17 protein-coding genes are annotated in these 20,316 nt (G+C 70.7%); 8 read left to right on the forward strand and 9 right to left on the reverse strand.

Annotated elements, in window-relative coordinates; all coding sequences use genetic code 11:
• Together C1J01_RS30805 and C1J01_RS30810 are read left to right on the forward strand one after the other, a co-directional pair.
• On the forward strand, positions 1–1,884 hold a 1,884-nt coding region (locus tag C1J01_RS30805; RefSeq protein WP_111182484.1), incomplete at its 5' end, for a PhoX family protein.
• 35 nt (positions 1,885–1,919) lie between these two features.
• Positions 1,920–3,794 (forward strand): ABC transporter ATP-binding protein, encoded by a 1,875-nt coding sequence (locus C1J01_RS30810; protein ID WP_111182485.1) that lies wholly within the window; start codon positions 1,920–1,922, stop codon positions 3,792–3,794.
• Here the strand turns inward: C1J01_RS30810 and C1J01_RS30815 are convergent.
• Both C1J01_RS30815 and C1J01_RS30820 read right to left on the reverse strand, forming a co-directional pair.
• A complete protein-coding gene (locus tag C1J01_RS30815; RefSeq protein WP_268958760.1) occupies positions 3,761–5,179 on the reverse strand; it encodes an MFS transporter in 1,419 nt (472 codons plus the stop codon). The two genes, C1J01_RS30810 and C1J01_RS30815, sit on opposite strands and share 34 nt — an antisense overlap.
• Before the next feature lie 103 nt (positions 5,180–5,282).
• Complete coding sequence (locus C1J01_RS30820) at positions 5,283–6,185, reverse strand: RNA-guided endonuclease InsQ/TnpB family protein (protein WP_235854773.1); 903 nt, start codon at positions 6,183–6,185, stop codon at positions 5,283–5,285.
• A 138-nt stretch (positions 6,186–6,323) separates the two neighbouring features.
• On the opposite strand from C1J01_RS30820, the gene C1J01_RS30825 reads away from it, so the two are divergent.
• On the forward strand, positions 6,324–6,956 hold the full coding sequence (locus C1J01_RS30825; RefSeq protein ID WP_181449050.1) for a TetR/AcrR family transcriptional regulator: 633 nt from the start codon (positions 6,324–6,326) through the stop codon (positions 6,954–6,956).
• A gap of 11 nt (positions 6,957–6,967) precedes the next feature.
• On the forward strand, positions 6,968–7,714 hold the full coding sequence (locus tag C1J01_RS30830) for a methylenetetrahydrofolate reductase (RefSeq protein ID WP_111182488.1): 747 nt from the start codon (positions 6,968–6,970) through the stop codon (positions 7,712–7,714).
• Here the strand turns inward: C1J01_RS30830 and C1J01_RS30835 are convergent.
• From C1J01_RS30835 to purS, 7 genes are all read right to left on the reverse strand, one after another.
• Positions 7,675–9,144: an MFS transporter gene (locus tag C1J01_RS30835; RefSeq protein WP_111182489.1), complete on the reverse strand. Its 1,470-nt coding sequence runs from the start codon at positions 9,142–9,144 to the stop codon at positions 7,675–7,677. The genes C1J01_RS30830 and C1J01_RS30835 overlap by 40 nt on opposite strands.
• A 45-nt stretch (positions 9,145–9,189) precedes the next feature.
• The gene (locus tag C1J01_RS30840; RefSeq protein ID WP_111182490.1) at positions 9,190–9,852 is read right to left on the reverse strand and encodes a Crp/Fnr family transcriptional regulator; all 663 of its coding nucleotides are present in this window, start codon (positions 9,850–9,852) and stop codon (positions 9,190–9,192) included.
• Between the two features lie 33 nt (positions 9,853–9,885).
• Positions 9,886–11,910, reverse strand: coding sequence for an adenylate/guanylate cyclase domain-containing protein (locus C1J01_RS30845; protein ID WP_235854774.1), 2,025 nt, complete (start codon positions 11,908–11,910; stop codon positions 9,886–9,888).
• 137 nt (positions 11,911–12,047) lie between these two features.
• On the reverse strand, positions 12,048–14,297 hold the full coding sequence (gene purL, locus C1J01_RS30850; RefSeq protein ID WP_111182491.1) for a phosphoribosylformylglycinamidine synthase subunit PurL: 2,250 nt from the start codon (positions 14,295–14,297) through the stop codon (positions 12,048–12,050).
• Between the two features lie 68 nt (positions 14,298–14,365).
• Positions 14,366–15,049: a phosphoribosylformylglycinamidine synthase subunit PurQ gene (gene purQ / locus C1J01_RS30855; protein ID WP_111182492.1), complete on the reverse strand. Its 684-nt coding sequence runs from the start codon at positions 15,047–15,049 to the stop codon at positions 14,366–14,368.
• Positions 15,050–15,204: 155 nt separating this feature from the next.
• Positions 15,205–15,642 carry an ATP-binding protein gene (locus C1J01_RS30860; RefSeq protein WP_235854775.1) on the reverse strand — a complete coding sequence of 146 codons (438 nt, stop codon included), beginning with the start codon at positions 15,640–15,642 and terminating at the stop codon, positions 15,205–15,207.
• A 170-nt stretch (positions 15,643–15,812) separates the two neighbouring features.
• A complete protein-coding gene (gene purS / locus C1J01_RS30865; protein ID WP_111182494.1) occupies positions 15,813–16,058 on the reverse strand; it encodes a phosphoribosylformylglycinamidine synthase subunit PurS in 246 nt (81 codons plus the stop codon).
• A 249-nt stretch (positions 16,059–16,307) separates the two neighbouring features.
• Between purS and pdhA the strand changes: the two genes are divergently transcribed.
• The 4 genes from pdhA to C1J01_RS30885 all read left to right on the forward strand — a co-directional run bounded on the left by pdhA (position 16,308) and on the right by C1J01_RS30885 (position 20,187).
• Complete coding sequence (gene pdhA, locus C1J01_RS30870; protein WP_111182495.1) at positions 16,308–17,399, forward strand: pyruvate dehydrogenase (acetyl-transferring) E1 component subunit alpha; 1,092 nt, start codon at positions 16,308–16,310, stop codon at positions 17,397–17,399.
• On the forward strand, positions 17,396–18,376 hold the full coding sequence (locus tag C1J01_RS30875) for an alpha-ketoacid dehydrogenase subunit beta (protein ID WP_111182496.1): 981 nt from the start codon (positions 17,396–17,398) through the stop codon (positions 18,374–18,376). Before pdhA ends, C1J01_RS30875 begins: the two co-directional genes overlap by 4 nt.
• 10 nt (positions 18,377–18,386) lie before the next feature.
• Positions 18,387–19,778, forward strand: a complete 1,392-nt coding sequence (locus C1J01_RS30880) for a dihydrolipoamide acetyltransferase family protein (protein ID WP_111182497.1) — start codon at positions 18,387–18,389, stop codon at positions 19,776–19,778.
• Between the two features lie 115 nt (positions 19,779–19,893).
• The gene (locus C1J01_RS30885; protein WP_111182499.1) at positions 19,894–20,187 is read left to right on the forward strand and encodes a Dabb family protein; all 294 of its coding nucleotides are present in this window, start codon (positions 19,894–19,896) and stop codon (positions 20,185–20,187) included.
• Positions 20,188–20,316 lie beyond the last annotated feature (129 nt).

The raw sequence follows: 20,316 nt of genomic DNA on the forward strand, positions 1-20,316 counted from the left end.
GGCGTGGCGGGCGCCGTGCCGGCGCTGGCGGACGACCCCGAGGCGGCCTCGCGCGGCCGCGGCCACAGTGGCGGCCACAGTGGCGGCCACAGTGGCGGCCACGGTGGCGGCGGTGACCTGCGTTTCACCGCCGTCCCGCCGAACAAGGAGGACGCGCTGCGCGTCCCCAACGGCTACAAGTCGTCCGTGGTGGTGCGCTGGGGTGATCCGGTGCTGCCCGACGCGCCGGAGTTCGACTTCGACAACCAGAGCGCCGAGGCCCAGAGCAAGCAGTTCGGCTACAACTGCGACTTCGTGACGATGTTCCCGATGGGCAAGGACCGTGCGCTGCTGTGGGTCAACCACGAGTACTCGGGCGAGGCCCTCATGTTCCGCGGCTACACCAGCGGGGCGGACGCGACCGAGGAGCAGATCAAGATCGCTCTCGCCGCGCACGGCGGCTCGGTCGTGGAGATCGAGCGCTCCGGCAACACCGGCGAGTGGAAGCTGGTCACCAGCGGCCGCCGCCGCTACAACCGGCGCATCACCGCGCAGACCCCGATGCGGTTCAGCGGGCCGGCCGTGGGCAGCGACCTGCTCAAGACGGCGGCAGACCCCGCGGGCGTCAAGCCCGTCGGCATGCTGAACAACTGCGCCGGCGGCACGACCCCGTGGGGCACCGTGCTGACCGCCGAGGAGAACATCGACCAGTACTTCATCAACGGCGACAAGGTGCCGGAGGCGCAGCGGCCGTACACCGCCCGCTACACGATCCCCTCCGGCGTCCCTGAGGACAGCCGCAGGTTCGACCGCGTCGAGGAGCGCTTCGACCTCGAGAAGCACCCGAACGAGGCCAACCGCTTCGGCTGGATCGTGGAGATCGACCCGTTCGACCCCGACTCCACGCCCGTCAAGCGCACCGCGCTCGGCCGCTTCAAGCACGAGGCCGCCACCACGACGCTGTCGCGTGACCGCCGCCTCGTCGTGTACATGGGCGACGACGCCCGCTACGAGTACGTCTACAAGTTCGTCTCGAAGGACCGCTACATCCCCGGCAACGACCGGCACAACCGCGGCCTGCTGGACGAGGGCACCCTGTACGTCGCCAAGCTCACCGGCGACAGCCCCGACTCCGAGATCGACGGCTCCGGCAAGCTGCCCCGCGACCGCGAGTTCGACGGCTCCGGCCAGTGGATCCCGCTGGTGTCGGGCGGGCGGTCGTACGTCAAGGGCATGTCCGCCGAGGAGGTGCTGGTCTACACCCGCATCGCCGCCGACAAGGTGGGCGCCACGAAGATGGACCGCCCCGAGGACATGGAGCGCAACCCGGTCACCGGCGGCGTGTACGTGGCGCTGACCAACAACACCAACCGCACGGCGGCCGAGGCCGACGAGGCCAACCCGCGCTCGGCGAACAAGCACGGCCACGTGCTGGAGATCATCGAGCAGCGGAACGACGCGGCGGCGACGAAGTTCGCCTGGTCGCTGCCGCTGGTCTGCGGCGACCCGAAGGACCCGGCCACCTACTTCGCGGGCTTCGACAAGAGCAAGGTGTCGCCGATCTCGTGCCCCGACAACCTCGCGTTCGACCGCGACGGCAACCTGTGGATCTCCACGGACGGCAACGCGCTCGGCACCAACGACGGCCTCTTCGTGATGCCGGTCGAGGGCAAGGAGCGCGGCCACCTGCGCCAGTTCCTGAGCGTCCCGATCGGCGCCGAGACCTGCGGCCCGATGGTGACCGAGGACCAGCGCAGCGTCTTCGTGGCGGTGCAGCACCCGGGCGAGACCGACGACGCGAGCCCGGACAACCCCTCGAGCCGCTGGCCGGACGGCGGCGACAGCCAGCCGCGCCCCGCGGTCGCGGTGGTGTGGCACGGCGCCGGCAAGAAGATCGGCGCTTGACCTCAACTTAACTTGAGGCTCTAGCGTTCCGTGCCATGAGCATGGAAGTGACCGCCTGGCACCAGCTGTACTCGATGAACGACCGGCAGGAGCGTCGCTCTGTCTCCAGGGCGACGCTCCGCCGTATCGCGGGGTTCGCGCGCCCGCACCGGCGCAAGCTGACGCTGTTCCTGCTGCTCAGCGTCGTGCTGGCAGGCCTGGCGGTGGCCGCGCCGCTGCTCGCCGGCCGGGTGGTGGACGCCGTCTTCAACCGCGAGCCGCTCGGCGTGGTGGTCGGGGTGGCCCTGCTGATCGCCGCCCTGGCGGTCGCCGAGGCCGGGCTCGGGCTGCTGAACCGGTGGTTGTCGGCCGGCCTGGGGGAGGACCTCATCCTCGACCTGCGCACGGCCGTCTTCGACCACGTCCAGCGCATGCCGGTGGCCTTCTTCACCAGAACCCGCACCGGCGCGCTCGTCAGCCGGCTCAACAACGACGTGATCGGGGCGCAGCGGGCGTTCACCGACACCCTGTCCGGCGTGGCCGGCAACGTCGTGACACTCCTGCTCACGCTCACCGCCATGATCAGCATCTCCTGGCAGATCACGCTGCTGGCGCTGCTGCTCCTGCCGGTGTTCGTGCTGCCCGCGCGGCGGATGGGCGTCCGGATCGCCCGGCTGCGGCGCGAGGCGGCCGACCACAACGCGGCCATGGGCAACCAGATGACCGAGCGCTTCTCTGCGCCGGGCGCGACGCTGGTGAAGCTGTTCGGCCGGCCCGCGTACGAGTCGGCCGAGTTCGCCCGCCGGGCCCGCCGGGTGCGCGACATCGGGGTGCGCTCGGCCATGACCCAGTACGCCTTCGTGACCGCGCTGACCCTGGTGTCGGCCCTCGCCCTGGCCCTCGTGTACGGCCTCGGCGGCTTCTACGCCCTGGCCGACCGGCTCGCCCCGGGCGCGCTCGTGTCGATGGCCATGCTCCTGACCCGCCTCTACGCCCCGCTCACCGCCCTGGCCAGCGCGCGGGTGGACGTGATGAGCGCGGTCGTCAGCTTCGAGCGGGTCTTCGAGGTGCTCGACCTCAAGCCGCTCATCCAGGACAAGCCGGACGCACGATCGGTGCCGGAAGGCCCGGTGTCGGTGGAGTTCGACGACGTGCGCTTCTCGTACCCGTCGGCCGACAAGGTGTCGCTCGCCTCGCTGGAGGAGGTCGCCGTGCTCGACGCGCGCGGCGGCGAGGAGGTGCTGCACGGGGTGTCGTTCCGGGCCGAGCCGGGGCAGATGGTGGCCCTCGTCGGCTCGTCGGGGGCGGGCAAGTCCACCATCGCCCAGCTGATTCCCCGCCTGTACGACGCCGACTCCGGCGCCGTACGTCTCGGCGGCGTCGACGTTCGGGACCTGAGCGCCGAGTCGATCCGCGCCACCCTCGGCATGGTCACCCAGGACGGTCACCTGTTCCACGACACGATCCGGGCCAACCTGCTGCTGGCCAGGCCCGAGGCGAGCGACGAGGAGCTGTGGGACGCGATCACCCGCGCCCGCCTCGCCCCGCTCATCGAGTCGTTGCCCGACGGGCTCGACACGGTCGTGGGCGAACGCGGCTACCGGCTGTCGGGCGGCGAGCGCCAGCGGCTGACCATCGCCCGCCTGCTGCTGGCCCGCCCCAGGGTGGTCATCCTGGACGAGGCCACGGCGGCGCTCGACTCCACCAACGAGGCGGCCGTGCAGGCGGCGCTCGGCGAGGCGCTGGAGGGCAGGACCGCCGTGGTGATCGCGCACCGGCTCTCCACCGTGCGGGCCGCCGACCTCATCCTCGTCATCGAGGACGGACGGGTGGTCGAGCGCGGCACGCACGCCGAGCTGCTCGCCGCCGGCGGCCGCTACGAGGAGCTCTACCGCACTCAGTTCGACGAGCCGACGGTCGCCGCCGCCTGAGGCTCGTCGTCCTCCTGCGGCCGCTCGGGGACGTGGCGCAGGGCGTACAGGGCCAGCGGGATGCCCGCCAGCAACACGGCCGCCGCGACGACCAGCGTGAACCGGTAGGCGTCGAGGAAGGCGAGCAGCGGCGGCAGGTCGCTGGCGCTCTGCGCCGAGGTCAGGAACGCGCCCAGCAGCGTGATGCCGAGCAGGCCGAACACCTCGCGCGAGACGTTGAACATGCCCGAGGCCACGCCGGCCCGGTTCTCGGGCATCCCGCCGAGCACCGCGGCCGTCAGCGGCACCATCAGGCCGCCGCCGAGGCCGTACAGGATGAACCAGGGGGCCACGTCGGCGTACGAGCCGTCGGCGCCGACGCGGGAGATCAGGAAGATCGCGACGCCCATGAGCGCCGTGCCGAGGGCCACTGTGCGCGCGACGCCGAGCCACGCGCTCACCCGCTGCGACACCACCGCGGTCACCCCCATGACCAGCGCCATCGGCACGAACGCGGCGCCCGCCTCGGTGGGGGAGAAGCCGAGCACGTTCTGCAGCCACATCGCGCTGAAGAAGTAGATCCCGAACACGCCGAACGACCAGATCCCGCTGGTGAGCAGCCCGCCGCCGAACACCCGCCGCCGGAACAGCGACAGGTCCGCCATCGGCTCGCCGGCCCGCGACTCGGCCAGCACGAACGCCACGGCCGCCGCCGCCAACACGCCGAACGCGGCCAGAATCCCGGGCGACGTCCAGCCGGCCGACTCGCCCTCGATCAGCGCGTACGTCAGGGCGAACAGCGCCAGCGCCGAGGCCGCCAGGCCGGGCAGGTCGAGGCTGCGGCGCACCCGCTGGAACGCGGGCCTGACCGTCCGGAACGCCAGCGCGAACGTCGCCACCCCGATCGGGACATTGATCAGGTAGATCCACCCCCAGTGCAGGTGCTCGCTGATGAAGCCGCCCGTGATCGGGCCGAGCGCCATCGACAGCGCTCCGGAGGCGCTCCAGATCCCGACCGCCCGGCCGCGCTCGGCGGGGTCGGGGAAGATCTGGCCGATCAGGGCCAGGGCGGTGGGCGTGAGCAGCGCCGCCCCGACGCCCTGCACCGCCCGCGCGGCGACCAGCGTGCCGCCCGACTCGGCCAGCCCGGCGGCCAGCGACGCCAGCGTGAAGACCGCCAGCCCGCCCAGGAACGTCCTGCGCGCGCCGAACACGTCCGCCAGCCGCCCGCCGACCAGCATGAGCCCGGCGAACACGAGGATGTACGAGCTCACGACCCACTCCAGCCCCGAGATCGTCAGCCCCAGGTCACGCTGGATGGTGGGCAACGCCACGTTGCCCACGTTGTTGTCGAGATAAGTCATGAAAGTTCCCGCGGTAACCGCGCCCAACGCCCACCAGCGCACGCCTGCCTCCTATACGCCGTACTTGTACGTCGTATAGTTCATGTACGCCGTATAGTTGTCAACCGTGGTGACTCCTCCGCTCCCCGAAGGGGGCGGTTTCTCGCTAGGCCGCCTCCGCGGCTTCACGAAGGGCACGTGGAGCGGCCCGTCTGGTCATGCCGGCGATCCGAAGGTCCTCGTGCACGATGAGGTGGTATCTCCGGACCAGGGCCAGAGCGGTCTTGTGCGCGTGGTCCAGCCGCTGCCTGCGCATCTTGGTGTGCAGGGCCGCGAGCCGGATGACGGCCTTGCGACGGCGTCCGGAGCCTCGCTGTTTCCTGGCGAGCGCCTGTTGGGCGATGGCCAGCCGCTGCGCGGACGCCCTCGACCAGCGCGCGTTGGCGAGGTGGTCTCCGTCGGAGGTGGTGATCAGCGAGACCACGCCCAGGTCGATCCCCGCGACGGCATCCGTGGAGGGCAAGGGCTCGGCGGGGACGTCCTCGCACGACAGCACGACGTACCAGCGCTCGCGCTCCCTCTTGACCGCGATGGTCTTCACCCGGCCCCGCACCGGACGATGCTGGTGAACGCGGACATGCCCAATGCCCTGCAGACAGACGAAGGCGGCGCTCGGGTGCTCGGGCCGGGAGTCCCATCGGCAGCCGTCGCCGTCCTTGGGCCATTCGACGGTGTGAAACCGGCCCCGCCCCTTGAACCGTGGATAACCGGGTTTCGCCCCGGCGGCGACTCGGCGAAAGAAGGCGGTGAACCCTCTGTCCAGGCGGCGCAGGGTGGCCTGCTGGGACGAGAACGACCAGCGTCCCTGGCCCTCTTCGTCGTCGGCGCGGATGTGTTTCAACTCGGCCGACTGGTCGCCGTAGCGGATGGTGGCGCCCGCCCTCGCGTACGCTGTGCGCCGATGTTCGAGCGCCGCGTTGTAGAGCTGCCGATGGTCCTCGACGCAGACGGCGAGTGCACGTGCCTGCCTGCGTGTGGGGCGCAGGAGGAATGTGAACGACCTACGCACACCGGCCTCCTCACGTTCTGTGATGGAGCCGTCACGATACCGGCTCGCACTGACACAATCCGAAGGGAGGGAGCGCGGATTCCTCTTCCGTCTCGAGCAGCACTCCGCGCGACCGTGATGGGAAAGCTGACCGCGGGGATGATCGCTGAGCGGGCTCTGGAGATCGGGGACGCCGAAGGGCTGGACGCGGTGACCATCCGGCGTCTGGCCGGCGACCTGGGTGTGACGCCGATGGCGCTCTACTGGCACTACAAGAACAAGGAGCAGCTGCTCATCGGCATGGCCGACCACCTGATCGGCGGGTTCGCGCCCGAGCCGGCCGACGAGCGGCCCTGGCAGGAGCAGTTGCGCGACCTGACCCAGGGGCTGGTCAGGACGTTGCGCGCGCATCCGTGCGCCAAGGACGTGATCGAGCAGATCGACGCGGTCGAGGTGCCCAACTTCCTGGCGGTCTGGGACCTGGCGCTCGGGCTGGCCCGTGGCGCGGGGTTCAGCGCGGAGGAGAGCTGCCTGATCACCAAATACCTGCTGCAGAGCGCCATCGCCATCGCCGACGCCCCCGTCCACCACCAGGCCGGGCGCTCCGACGAGGAAGTCGCGCGGCTCGTGCGGGCCAAGCGGCTCGGCCTGGAGACGCTGCCCGCCGAGCGTTACCCGCACCTGGTGGAGATGGCGGGCCCGCTGGTGGGCGCGATCTCGCCGGAGGTGTACGACACGTTCGGCGTCGATCTCGTGCTGGCCGGCATCGAGGCGCTGGCGGCCGAACGCTAGAGTCCCGGTTCGTGACCTTCGAGCTGATCTGCGAGATCGAACCCCCGACCAAGCCCGATCTGAAGCGCGTACGCCACCAGATCGGCACGCTGACCACGATCGCGGACGCGTTCCTCATCCCGGACAACCACATCGGCCGCGCCACGGTCTCCAGCGTGGCGGTGGCGCACGAGGTCGAGGCGATGGGCGGGCGCGGCATCGCCTGTCTCAACTCGCGCGACCGCAACCTGCTCGGCTTCCGCCGCGACCTGCTGACGGCGGCGGCGTACGGCGTGGATCAGTTCCTCTTCGTGTACGGCGACAAGCCGACGAGCGGCAACCGGACGAGCGACCTGACGGTGCGGTCGATGATCGAGGAGGCGCGGGAGTTCTCGCCGGAGTTCCGCCTCGGGGCGGCCGCCGCGCTGCGGCCGGTGCCGGCCTGGAAGCGTACCGCCGACTTCCTGTTCTCCCAGGTCAGCTTCTCGGTGGAGGCGCAGTTGCGGTGGCGGGAGGCCCACCCGGTCGACATGCCGGTCTACGCCGGCGTGATGGTGCTGGCCAGCGCGAACCACGCGCGTGGCCTGGCCGCCGCCATCCCCGACATCGACATCCCGGGCGAGCTGGTGGAGAAGGTGGCCGCCGACCGGATGGCGGGCGTGGAGGCGGCCTGCGAGCAGGTTCTCGCGCTGCGCGACTCGGGGGCGTTCGCCGGGGTGCATCTCGTCCCGGTCGCGCGCTACCGCGACGTGGAGTCCCGGCTGGCCGGCACCCTCTGAGAGCGGGCGAACGCCGCCAGCACCGCCCCGGCCACGGCCACGGCGAAGAGCACCCCGTACGCCCGCTGGAACCCGCCCATCAGCTGCTCCACGGCGACCGGTGACAACTTGGACAGCGTGCCCGCGTACACCTGGGCGCGCAGCTCGGGGCTGACGGAGGCCGACAGCACGCTGAGCGACAGGCCGACGCTGATCACCATGCCGACGTTCATGACCATGACGCGGAAGCCGTTGACCACGCCGAGGCTCCCGGCCGGCAGCGCCTGCATGACCTGGGTGGTGTTGCCGGTGAGGAACGTTCCGCTGCCGCAGCCGGCCACGAAGAGCCCGATCGCGATCACCCAGTACGGCGTCGCCGGGTCGGCCGTCAGCATGAGCGTGCCGAGCCCGGCGGCGCTCAGCGTCGCCCCGCCGATCGACAGCGCGTACGGCGACACCCACCGCCCCAGCACGCCGACCAGCGGCGAGGCCAGCCCGAGCCCGATCGGCACGGGCAGCACGCTCAGCCCGGCCTCGAAGGCGTCCACGCCGCGGGCCGCCTGGAAGTACAGCGCCACCACCAGCACCAGCGCCGAGCGCGCGAGGGAGTTGCAGAAGGACGCGAGGTTGGCGCAGGCCAGCAGCCGCCCGGCGAACAGCTGCAGCCTCATCACGGGGTTCGGCGCCCGCCGCTCGACCAGGACGATCAGCGGCAGCAGCGCCAGGAAGACCCCCGCCCCGGCCAGCACGACGGGGCTGGTCAGGCCGCCCGTGCCGGTCTCGTTCAGGGCCAGCAGCGCCGCGGACATCGCGGTGAAGAGCAGGATGTTGCCGAGCGCGTCCACCGGCTCCTTGGGCTGCCTGGGCATCTTGCGCAGGACGATCGCGCCGACGACGAGCGCGACGAGCCCGGCGGGCACGTTCACCCAGAAGATCCACTGCCAGCCGGCGGTCTCCGCGATCAGGCCGCCCACGGTGGGCCCGGCCAGTTGCGCGACCGACATCACGCCGAAGTAGACGCCCATGCCCTGGCTGAGCTTCTCCGGCGGGAACGCGTCGGTGATGATCACGGTGCCGTTCGCGAGGATCATCGCCGCGCCGACGGCCTGCAGCACGCGCATCGCGATGAGGAACCACACGTCCGGCGACAGACCCGCCAGCAGCGAGGCCACGGTGAACAGGGCGAACCCGGCGAGGTAGACCTCCCGTCGCCCGAGCAGGTCGGCCACGCGGCCGAAGAACACCACGCTGGCGGTGTTCACCAGCAGGAACGACAGCAGGATCCAGCTCGACTGCATCGCGTCGGCGTGGAAGTGCCGCACGACCGTCGGTAACGCGACGTTGAGCGTGCTGCCGGCGATGCCGATGAGGACGAGGCCCAGGCTGGTGACGGCGCAGACCTGCCAGGCGTAGCGGAGGTTGCTGCCTTCTCGGGGGGTGACCGCGACCATGACCTCCACTATGACGTACGACGTACGTCCGATTTGTGACGGGGGTTACCTGGCGCGTCTGCGCAGGCCCTCGACGTCGTGGATGACGACGCGGCGGCGGCCGGTCTCGATCAGGCCGCGGTCGCGCAGCATGCGCAGCGCCTTGCTGACCGCCTCACGGGAGGAGCCCGTCCAGCCGGCCAGCTCGTCCTGCGACAGGGGCAGCGCCACGCGCACGCCGGCGCTGGTCTGCTCTCCGTAGCGCTCGGCCAGCTCCAGCAGCCGCGTGGCCACCCGGCCGGCGGTGTCGTACGCGCCGTACTCGATGCGTTTGCGGTCGGCGTCGCGCAGCCGGAAGCTGACGTGCTGCATGAGGAGGACGGCGATTCTCCCATGGGATTCGAGGAAGGTCGCGAAGTCGCGCACCACGATGCCGGAGATCGGCTCCAACGCGGTCACCGTGGCGGAACGCGGCGAGCCGTCGATGGCCGACAGCTCCCCGAGGATGCCGCCGGGGCCGCGTACGGCGAGCACGACCTCGGTGCCGCTGTCGGTGTGGGAGGAGACCTTTACCCGCCCCTCCAGCAACACGAGCACCCAGTCGGACGTGTCTCCCTCGTTGATGACGGTCGCGCCCCGATCCCACTTGCGCAGCCGTCCGGCCGCGCGCACGGCCTCGACCTCCTCGGCGGTCAGCAGGGACAGGAACTCTCCGGGCTCTGAAACCATGCGCCCGATTATGACGCTTTGTGTGTTGCTCTTTTATTGCAGGTCGGTCAGAACGTACGCGGTGACGAGCTCCGCCTTGCCTTTCAGGCTCAGCGGTCCCAGAGGCTTCACCTTCGCGCCATCGCCGAGTTGCCGCAGCGTCGTCTCGCCGATGACGACCGTGCCGGGCTCGGCGATGCCCTGGAGGCGGGCGGCCACGTTCACGCAGTCGCCCATCGCGTTGAAGCCGCGCAGCTCGGGGCTGCCGATGTTGCCGACCAGCGCCGGGCCGGTGTTGACGCCGACGCGGAACGTCGGCCACTCGACGCCGTCCTCGCGCTTCCAGGCCATCTCCTCGGCCACCTCGGCGGCGGCCCGCTGCATCTCCAGCGCCGCCCGGCAGGCCGCCTGCGCGTGCCCGGCCTGCGTGGCGGGCGCGTTGAACAGGGCGAGCAGCGCGTCGCCGACGAACTGCACGATCGTGCCGCCGTTGTTGAGGATGCAGGGCACGGCGGCCGTGTGGTAGCGGTTGAGCATCTCCACGATCTCGCCGGGCGAGACCTTCTCGGAGAACGTCGTGAAGCCCTTGAGGTCGGCGAAGAGCGCGGTCAGCTCCTTCAGCTGGCCGCCCAGCTCGGCCTGCGAGGGGTCGGCGAGCAGCGCGTGCGCGACGTCGGGCGACATGTACTGGTGGAAGAGGGTGTCCAGCTCGCGGTAGAGCCGGGCGTTCTCCAGCGAGATCGACAGCTGCCCGGCCAGCGTCGAGGCCAGGGCCTCGTCCTGGCGGGTGCCGCCCACGGGCACCTCCAGCACGCCGGCCAGGTTGCCCTTGACGGTGAGCGGGAAGGCCAGCAGCCCGTCACGGCGGATCGGGTTGCCGTCGGCGAACGTGTACTCGCGCGAGCCGACCTGGGTCTTGCCGTCGGACACCAGCGCGATCTTGACGTCCCCGTACGCCTGCCGCACCCGGTCCAGTGAGGTCGTCAGCAGCTCGTCCTCCGGCAGGCCGACCCGGGTCTGGGCGCTCACCTCGACCAGCGCGGCCAGCCGTTGGGACAGCTCGCGCTCCTGGGCCAGCGCCTCGCCCGCCCGGTCGAGCACCGCGACCTGGCCCTCGTTGAGCCGGAACTTGCCGGACAACCGGGCCGCGGCGAGCGGCTCGCCCCGGCGTACGTGCTCGACCATCTCCTCCAGGGCCTGGTCGTAGTCGCGGCGGATGCGCGCCACGGTGCCCGACAGCGCCACCGAGTCGAACAGCCCGGCGCTGGACCCCTCGCGCCTGAACTGCAGGTACGCGCTGTAGGCCACGAACACGAAGGCCAGCGTGAGCAGGATGTGCCACTCCCACCACGACAGGTGCCAGTTGAGCTGCGACATGCCCGCGATCATCGCCTCGGCCAGCAGCGCGTACGCGGTGAGCAGGCTGACCAGCATGGCCGACGGGCGCCGCCGGTGCAGCAGGAACATCATCACGCTCGCCGCCGCGAACAACACCAGCCCTGGCACCGACACCCACGCCAGCCAGTTGATGGGCGAGATATCGGGCGGCGCGCTGAGCGGTGTCAGCCCGGGCAGCAGCGACGCGACGCCCCAGAGCACCATGAACGCGACGAGCACGGCGCGGATGATGCTCTGCGCGTCCAGCACGGCCTTGGCGGCCCGCTCACCGAGCGGCAGCGCCGAGGCGAACGCGAACACCGCCGCGATCGACAGCCCCACCTGGTGGTCCAGGTCGAACCCGATCGAGCCGGCCGGCAGGATGATCTTCGGGGTGGCGAGCCCGTGCAGGAACAGGAACCCTGCGCTGCTCAGGAAGACCATGGACACGAGGAACAGCCGCGCGTCCTGCCGCTGCCGCGCGGTCTCGCTGACGAGGAAGCCGAGCACCACGCTGATCCCGGCGACGGCCAGGATCATCCAGAAGTGGCTGGGATTGTGCTGCCAGACGACGTTGATGTCCGGCTGCGCCAGCAGCAGCCAGAGGCCCAGCAGCGGCAGGCTCAGGTGGATGACCCAGACGGCGCCGCGCACGGGTTGGGTGGCCGGCGGCAGATATGGAGCTTGATCAGGGGTTGGCACAGACTTGATTATCCCTGGTACCAACTTGTTACCAACGCGTACTTTTACTCATTAAGTGGCTAATAGCTGGTCAAATTGCAACGCCGTCAACGGCGAAGGCCGGCACGGAGACTCCGTGCCGGCCCCACCGCCGATCGTCAGCCGAACAGCGCCGGCAGCGCCGCCGAGTGCGTCTCCCGCAGCTCCTCGACCGGCACCTCGAAGAGGTCCTTGACCACCAGCGACGTGCCGCCGGTGACGCCGAGCCCGTAGCAGGGCACCTCGTGGCGCGCGCACAGCGCGGCGAACTCGTCGTACGCCTCCGGCCGCACCGCGACCAGCGCCCGCGCCGCCGACTCGCTGAACAGGTCGGTGAACGCGTCACCGCACAGCTCCACCGAGGCCCCGACGCCCCGCGCCAGGCAGGACTCGGCGAGCGCGACGGCGAGCCCGCCGTCGGACAGGTCGTGGGAGCCCTCCAGCAGGCCGCGCCGGGCCGCCTCGACGAGCACGGTCGCGAGCGCCTGCTCCGCCTCCAGGTCGGCCTGCGGCGGCAGCCCGCCCAGGTGACGGTGGGCGACGTGGGCCCACTCCGAGCCGCCGAACTCCTCGTGGGTGTCGCCCAGCAGCACCACGCGCAGCCCCTCGGCGACGAACCCCGTCGGCACCCGCTTGGCCACGTCGTCGATGACGCCGAGCACGCCCACGACCGGGGTCGGGTTGATGGCCGTCGAGCCCGTCTGGTTGTAGAAGGAGACGTTGCCGCCGGTCACCGGCACGCCGAGCGCCTTGCAGGCGTCGGCCAGCCCGCGCGTGGCCTCGGCGAACTGCCACATGACCTCCGGGTCCTCGGGCGAGCCGAAGTTGAGGCAGTTGGTGACGGCGAGCGGCTTGGCCCCGGTCACGGCCACGTTCCGGTACGCCTCCGCCAGCGCCAGCTGCGCCCCCGCGTACGGGTCGAGCTTGGCGTAGCGGCCGTTGCCGTCGGTGGCCAGCGCGATGCCGCGGGTCGTCGGCTCGGCCCCGGCGATGGCCTCGGAGATCCGCAACATGCCCGAGTCGGCCGGCTGCGCCAGCACGGTGTTGGAGCGGACGTAGCGGTCGTACTGGGAGGTCACCCACTCCTTGGAGGCCAGGTTGGGCGAGCCGAGCAGCTTCAGCAGCGTCGCCCGGAGGTCGGCGGGGCGCTCCAGCCGGTCGGGCGTGTCGGCGTTGAGGGCGGCCTGCCCCGCGGGCTCGTGGAACGGCCGCTCGTAGACCGGGCCCTCGTCGGCCGCGGTGCCCGGCGGGATGTCGACGATGACCTCGCCGTCCCACGTCATCACCAGGCGGCCGGTGTCGGTCACCTCGCCGATGACGGTGGCCGGGACGTCCCACCTGGCGCAGATCTCCATGAACGCCGGGATGTCGTCGGGCCGGACCACGGCCATCATCCGCTCCTGCGACTCGCTCATGAGGATCTCCTCGGGCCTGAGCGAGGGGTCGCGGAGCGGGACGAGGTTGAGGTCGACGGTCATGCCGCCCGTGCCCTTGGCGGCCAGCTCGGTGGTGGCGCAGGAGACGCCGGCCGCGCCGAGGTCCTGGATGCCGACGACCACGTCGGCGGCGTACAGCTCCAGGCAGCACTCGATGAGCAGCTTCTCCATGAACGGGTCGCCCACCTGCACGGCGGGCCGCTTGGCCTGCGACTCGTCCTCGAACGTGGCACTGGCCAGCACGGACGCGCCGCCGATGCCGTCGGGGCCGGTGGAGGCGCCGAACAGCACGACCTTGTTGCCCGGCCCCGGCGCGGTGGCGAGCTTGATCTGGTCCTTGCGGAGCAGGCCGACGCACAGGGCGTTGACCAGCGGGTTGCCGATGTAGCAGGGGTCGAAGACGACCTCGCCGCCGATGTTGGGCAGGCCCAGGCAGTTTCCGTAGTGGCTGATGCCCTCGACCACGCCGGGCAGCACCCGGCGGGTGTCGACCGCGTCGGCCGCGCCGAAGCGCAACGAGTCCATCACCGCGATCGGGCGGGCGCCCATCGACATGATGTCGCGCACGATCCCGCCGACGCCGGTGGCCGCGCCCTGGTGCGGCTCGACGTAGGACGGGTGGTTGTGCGACTCGATCTTGAACGTGGCCGCCCAGCCGTCGCCGATGTCGACCACGCCGGCGTTCTCGCCCATGCCCACGAGCAGCGCCTCGGACTTGGGCGCCTTGGTGGCGAACTGCTTCAGGTGCACCTTGGACGATTTGTACGAGCAGTGCTCGGACCACATGACGCTGTAGATGGCCAGCTCCGCCCCGGTCGGACGGCGGCCCAGGATCTCTTTGACCCGGTCGTACTCGTCCTGCTTCATCCCCAGCTCGGCGAAGGGCATCGGCTCGTCGGGCGTCTCGGCCGCCCGCTGCACGCTGTCGGTCATCCGCCCTCCTACGTCGGTCGGACGACCGACTTCGTCGCCGTGTTCTCCAGGTCGCTCGCTGCGCTCGCTCATGCGTTCACCAGGTTCTTGAGGATCGACGTGAAGAAGCCCAGGCCGTCGGTGCTCGGGGCGCCGACCAGCTCTTCCACCGCGTGCTCGGGGTGGGGCATGAGGCCGACGACGTTGCCGGCCTCGTTGCGGATGCCGGCGATGTCGTTGAGCGAGCCGTTGGGGTTGCCGCCGAGGTAGCGCACCACGACGTGGTCGCCGGCCTCCAGCGCGGCCAGGGTGTCGGCGTCGGCGACGTAGCGGCCCTCGCCGTGCTTGACCGGCAGCACGATCTCCTGGCCGGCCGCGAACGTGTTGGTCCACGCGGTGGCGGTCTGCTCGACCCGCAACCTCTGGTCGCGGCAGACGTAGTGGAGCGAGGCGTTACGGGTCAGCGCGCCGGGCAGCAGGTGCGCCTCGCACAGGATCTGGAAGCCGTTGCACGTGCCGATCACCGGCAGCCCGGCCTTGGCGGCCGGCACGATCTCCTCCATGAGCGGCGCGAACCGCGAGATGGCGCCGCAACGCAGGTAGTCGCCGTAGGAGAAGCCGCCGGGCAGGAAGACGGCGTCGACCCCCTTCAGGTCGCGGTCGGCGTGCCACAGCGGAACCGCCTGCGCGCCCACGAGGCGAACGGCTCTGGCGGCGTCCTGGTCGTCGAGAGTTCCTGGAAACGTGACTACGCCCACACGGGCAGCGCTCATGACAGTCGTCCCCTCCGAGGATGCGCGCGCACGCGCCACCGTCACTTCGGGGTGGACGGTGGTCAGCGGCGGTGTAATCAGCCTAACGGGTGCTGCCAGGTGGTCCGCATCGGCTCATGGGCCGTACGGACGCGCAGGTCAGAGCGGGCGGCAGGTCAGACGGCGGCCAGCTCGCGGGGACGGGCGTCGGCCTCGTCGTCCCAGGCGAGCAGCTTGCGCAGGTGGACCGTGGTGCCCCGGCCGGGCGTGACGCCGAAGGAGATCTCGTCGACCACCGAACGCATGATGAGCAGGCCGCGGCCGTTCTCGGTGTCGGGAGGCGGGAAGCAGGGCGGCATCGTCGGGACGCCGTCGCCGTTGTCGGCGACGCGGACGTCGCACTGGCCGTAGCCGATCGACGCGGACACCTCGTAGCGGTTGGCCGGCCCTCCGTGCCGGACCGCGTTGGAGCAAGCCTCGGAAACGGCGAGCAGCATGTCGGCGATGCACGTCTCGCTCACGTTGAGTGAACGCATCGCGTCGCCCAGCACCCGCCTGACCATCGGTATGCCGATCGCATCCCGAGGCAGTGCCAACGAGAACTCAATATCCACCGGACTCCTCCGGGCTCCGGAATGTCACCTGGAGTAGGTTTCCCTGTGAAATTGGGGCTAACCGCAAAATCACGTTGTTGTTATTTAGTGTTGGCACGCCCGTGGGATTGTGGCACGTCCGAACCCCACTTTAACCCCCCAGGGGGAAACCAGGGCCCCAAATGTGACTTCTACCCCTCAACCCGGACGCTGTAGTCCTCAATCACGGTGTTCGCCAAGAGTGTCTCCGCCATCTTGCGCACCTCGGCGAGAGCCGCCTCGTCGGCGGCGCCCTCGAGCTCGATCTCGAAGCGCTTGCCCTGGCGTACGGAGGAGACGCCGGAGAAGCCGAGCCGGGGCAGCGCCCTGGCGATGGCCTGGCCCTGCGGGTCGAGGATCTCGGGCTTCAGCATGACGTCCACGATGACGCGGGCCACGTGCGTTCCTCCTGGGAGCGAGCGGGGTGATGGGAAAGACAGCCTACCGGCGCCGAACGGCGTCCTGACGGCGCGTGTGGCCGACGACACAACGGGAACGGGGAGGACATGGGGCTTGCGCACCGGGCTGTGATGTCTGCCACGATGGCCCCGAACGCGTACGAATCAACACCTCCCGGTTCGTCGCAGAGGAGGCCTGGTTAAGGTGGCAACCCCATCGAGACCGGCCCTGACCAGCAGGAGTGGCACGTGACGATCGACGCCTCTCGTGGTGCCGAGGCACCTCCGGATCTCGTCCAGCTGCTCACCCCCGAGGGTGAGCGGGTCGAGCATCCCGACTACGACATCGACCTGACGCCGGAAGAGGTGCGGTCGCTCTATCGCGACCTGGTGCTCGTCCGGCGCATCGACCTGGAGGCCGTGGCGCTGCAACGCCAGGGCGAGCTGGGCATCTGGGCCTCGCTGCTGGGTCAGGAGGCGGCCCAGATCGGTTCGGGCCGCGCGCTGACCGACGCCGACATGGCCTTCCCCACCTACCGCGAGCACGGCGTGGCCTGGTGCCGCGACGTCGACCCGGTGAAGCTGCTCGGATTGTTCAGGGGCGTCAACCACGGCGGGTGGGACCCGAAGGAGCACAATTTCCACCTCTACACGATCGTGATCGGCAGCCAGACGTTGCACGCGGTCGGCTACGCGATGGGCATCCAGCGCGACGACGCCAACGCGGCGACCATCGTCTACTTCGGCGACGGCGCGACCTCGCAGGGCGACGTCAACGAGTCGTTCATCTGGGCCAGCGTGTTCAACGCGCCCATCGTGTTCTTCTGCCAGAACAACCAGTGGGCCATCTCCGAGCCGCTGGAGAAGCAGACCCGCATCCCCCTCTACCGCCGCGCCTCAGGCTTCGGCTTCCCCGGCATCCGCGTCGACGGCAACGACGTGTTCGCCTGCCTGGCGGTGACCCGCAAGGCGCTCGAAGCGGCCCGCACCGGGCAGGGGCCGACGCTCGTCGAGGCGTTCACGTACCGGATGGGCGCCCACACCACCACCGACGACCCGACCCGTTACCGGGTGGCCAGCGAGCTGGAGGCGTGGAAGCTCAAGGACCCGATCGAGCGGGTCAAGGCGTACCTGTTCAAGAACGAGCACGCCGACCAGGCGTTCTTCGACTCCGTGGCGGCCGAGGCCGACCAGCTCGGCGCCGACCTGCGCCGGCGCTGCCTGGCGATGCCCGACCCCGGTCCGCTCGCCATCTTCGACCACGTCTACAGCGAGCCCCACGCGCTGATGGAGCAGGAGCGCGCCCAGTTCGCCGCGTACTTGGAGGGGTTCCGGGCATGACGACGATGAGCCTGTCCAAGGCGCTCAACGAGGGCATGCGCAAGGCCATGGAGGACGACCCCAAGGTCCTCATCATGGGCGAGGACGTCGGCAAGCTGGGCGGCGTCTTCCGCGTCACCGACGGGCTGCAGAAGGACTTCGGCGAGGACCGCGTGATCGACACGCCGCTGGCCGAGTCGGGCATCATCGGCACGGCGATCGGCCTGGCGCTGCGCGGTTACCGGCCGGTGTGCGAGATCCAGTTCGACGGGTTCGTCTTCCCGGCGGCCGACCAGATCATCACGCAGCTGGCCAAGATGCCGATGCGCTCGCTCGGCGCGATCAAGCTGCCGGTCGTCGTCCGCATCCCGTGCGGCGGCGGCATCGGCGCGGTCGAGCACCACAGCGAGTCGCCGGAGGCGTACTTCACGCACACGGCCGGGCTGCGGGTGGTGGCCTGCTCCAACCCGGTCGACGCGTACACGATGATCCAGCAGGCGATCCGCAGCGACGACCCGGTGATCTTCTTCGAGCCCAAGCGCCGCTACTGGGAGAAGGCGGACGTCGACACCTCCTCCACCGACTGGTGGACGCCGCTGCACGCGGCCAGGACCGTACGCCAGGGGTCCGACGTCACGCTGCTGGCCTACGGGCCGATGGTGAAGACGTGCCTGGAGGCGGCCGCGGCGGCCGAGGAGGACGGGCGTTCGCTGGAGGTGATCGACCTGCGCTCGCTCAACCCGCTGGACGAGCCCGCGGTCATGGACTCCGTACGCCGGACCGGGCGGGTCGTGGTCGTGCACGAGGCGCCGGTCAACAGCGGCTTCGGCGCGGAGCTCGCGGCCAGGATCACCGAGCGGTGCTTCTACCACCTGGAGGCGCCGGTGCTGCGCGTCGGCGGCTTCTCGACCCCCTACCCCCCGTCGAAGCTGGAGGAGCACTACCTGCCCGACCTGGACCGGGTGCTCGACGCGGTCGACCGGACCTTCGGTTACTGAGGGGAGTGCGATGCGACGCGAGTTCAAACTCCCCGACGTCGGCGAGGGCCTGACGGAGGCGGAGATCGTCCGCTGGCACGTCAAGGCGGGCGACGAGGTCAAGGTCAACCAGATCGTCGTGGAGATCGAGACGGCGAAGTCCATCGTCGAGCTCCCCATCCCGTGGGACGGCGTGGTCGCCGGCCTGCTGGCGGAGGAGGGCCGCACGGTCGAGGTGGGCGTGCCGATCATCGCCGTGGACACGGCGGAGCCGGGCGGCGAGCCCGCGCCCCCGTCGGCCGAGGACGCCGAGAAGATGGTGCCCAACCCGCCCGAGGAGGGCGCGGTGGAGCCCGGCGCCCACGGCAGCCCGGCGCCCAAGGAGGAGCGCCAGGCGGTCCTGGTCGGCTACGGCGTCAAGACCGGGGCCACCAGGCGCCGCCCGCGCAAGGAGCCGCCGTCGCGCGGCATCCCGGCCAACCCGGTGGCCAACCCGTCGCGGGTCGAGGTGGACGGCCCGCCGTCGGCGGCCCCCGCGGCGCCTGAGGCTGCCGCGCCGCCGCGGCGTCCCGCCGTCCTGGCCAAACCTCCGGTACGCAAGCTGGCCAAGGACCTCGGCGTCGACCTGTCGACGGTCACGGGCACCGGCCCCGAGGGCTCGATCACCCGCGAGGACGTGCACGCCGCCGCGGCGCCGCGGCCGGTCGCCGCGCGGCCGCAGGAGGGGGAGGAGCGCATCCCGGTCAAGGGCGTGCGCAAGATGACCGCCCAGGCCATGGTGGCCAGCGCGTTCACCGCCCCTCATGTGAGCACGTGGCTGCAGGTGGACATGACCGAGACGATGGAGGCGGTGCGGCGGCTGCGCGCCCTGCCCGACTTCGCCGAGGTCAAGGTCTCGCCGCTGCTGCTGGTGGCCAAGGCGGTGCTGACCGCGGTGCGCCGCCACCCGATGATCAACTCCTCGTGGGACGAGGCGGCCCAGGAGATCGTGGTCAAGCACCACGTGAACCTCGGCATCGCCGCCGCCACCCCGCGCGGCCTGGTGGTGCCCAACGTCAAGAACGCCCACACCCTGGCGCTGCCGCAGCTCGCGGCGGCGCTGGCCGAGCTCACCGAGACGGCCAGGGCCGGCCGCACGCAGCCGGCGGAGATGTCCGGCGGCACGATCACCATCACCAACATCGGCGTGTTCGGCGTCGACGGCGGCACCCCGATCCTCAACCCGGGCGAGTCGGCCATCCTCGGCTTCGGCCAGGTCAGGGACATGCCGTGGGTGGTCGACGGCGAGCTCGCGGTGCGCAAGGTGGCCACCCTGTCGCTCTCGTTCGACCACCGGATCGTCGACGGCGACCTCGGCTCGTCGTTCCTGCGCGACGTCGGCGCCATGCTGGAGGATCCCCTCCGCATGCTCGCCTGGAGCTGAATGCGGCGGCCGCCGGGAGGACCCCTCCCCCGGCGGCCGCCGTGGCGGGACACCCGCACCCACTCATGCCAGAGCGGCCGGACCCGCCCTCAGATACATCGATAAAGTGACCGGCATGATCCGCCACATCGCGATGTTCACCTGGACCGCAGAGGCCACCGACGAGCAGAAGGCCGCCGTGGCCGCCGCGCTCCACGAGCTGCCCGGCCTCATCCCGCAGATCCGCTCCTTCACCGCCGCCCCTGACGCGGGCATCAGCCAGGGCAACTACGACTTCGCGGTGGTGGCCGACTTCGACAACGCCGACGACTTCCTCGTCTACCGCGACGACCCCCGGCACCAGGCCGTCATCGCCGAGCGCATCAGGCCGATCCTCGCCTCGCGCGCCGCCGCGCAGCTGAGCCTCTAGATCCAACGCCGTTCAGTTAAGGACGAAGGCGGTTCGTCAAGACCGGTGAACGAAGCAGCGGAGCCGCTGTAGAAGAGGTCTGTCACTCCAAGACATCCTCACTACAGGAGCTCCGCTGTTGGAACAGGT

It is taken from the genome of Nonomuraea aridisoli (assembly GCF_003236395.1).
Lineage (GTDB): Bacteria > Actinomycetota > Actinomycetes > Streptosporangiales > Streptosporangiaceae > Nonomuraea > Nonomuraea aridisoli.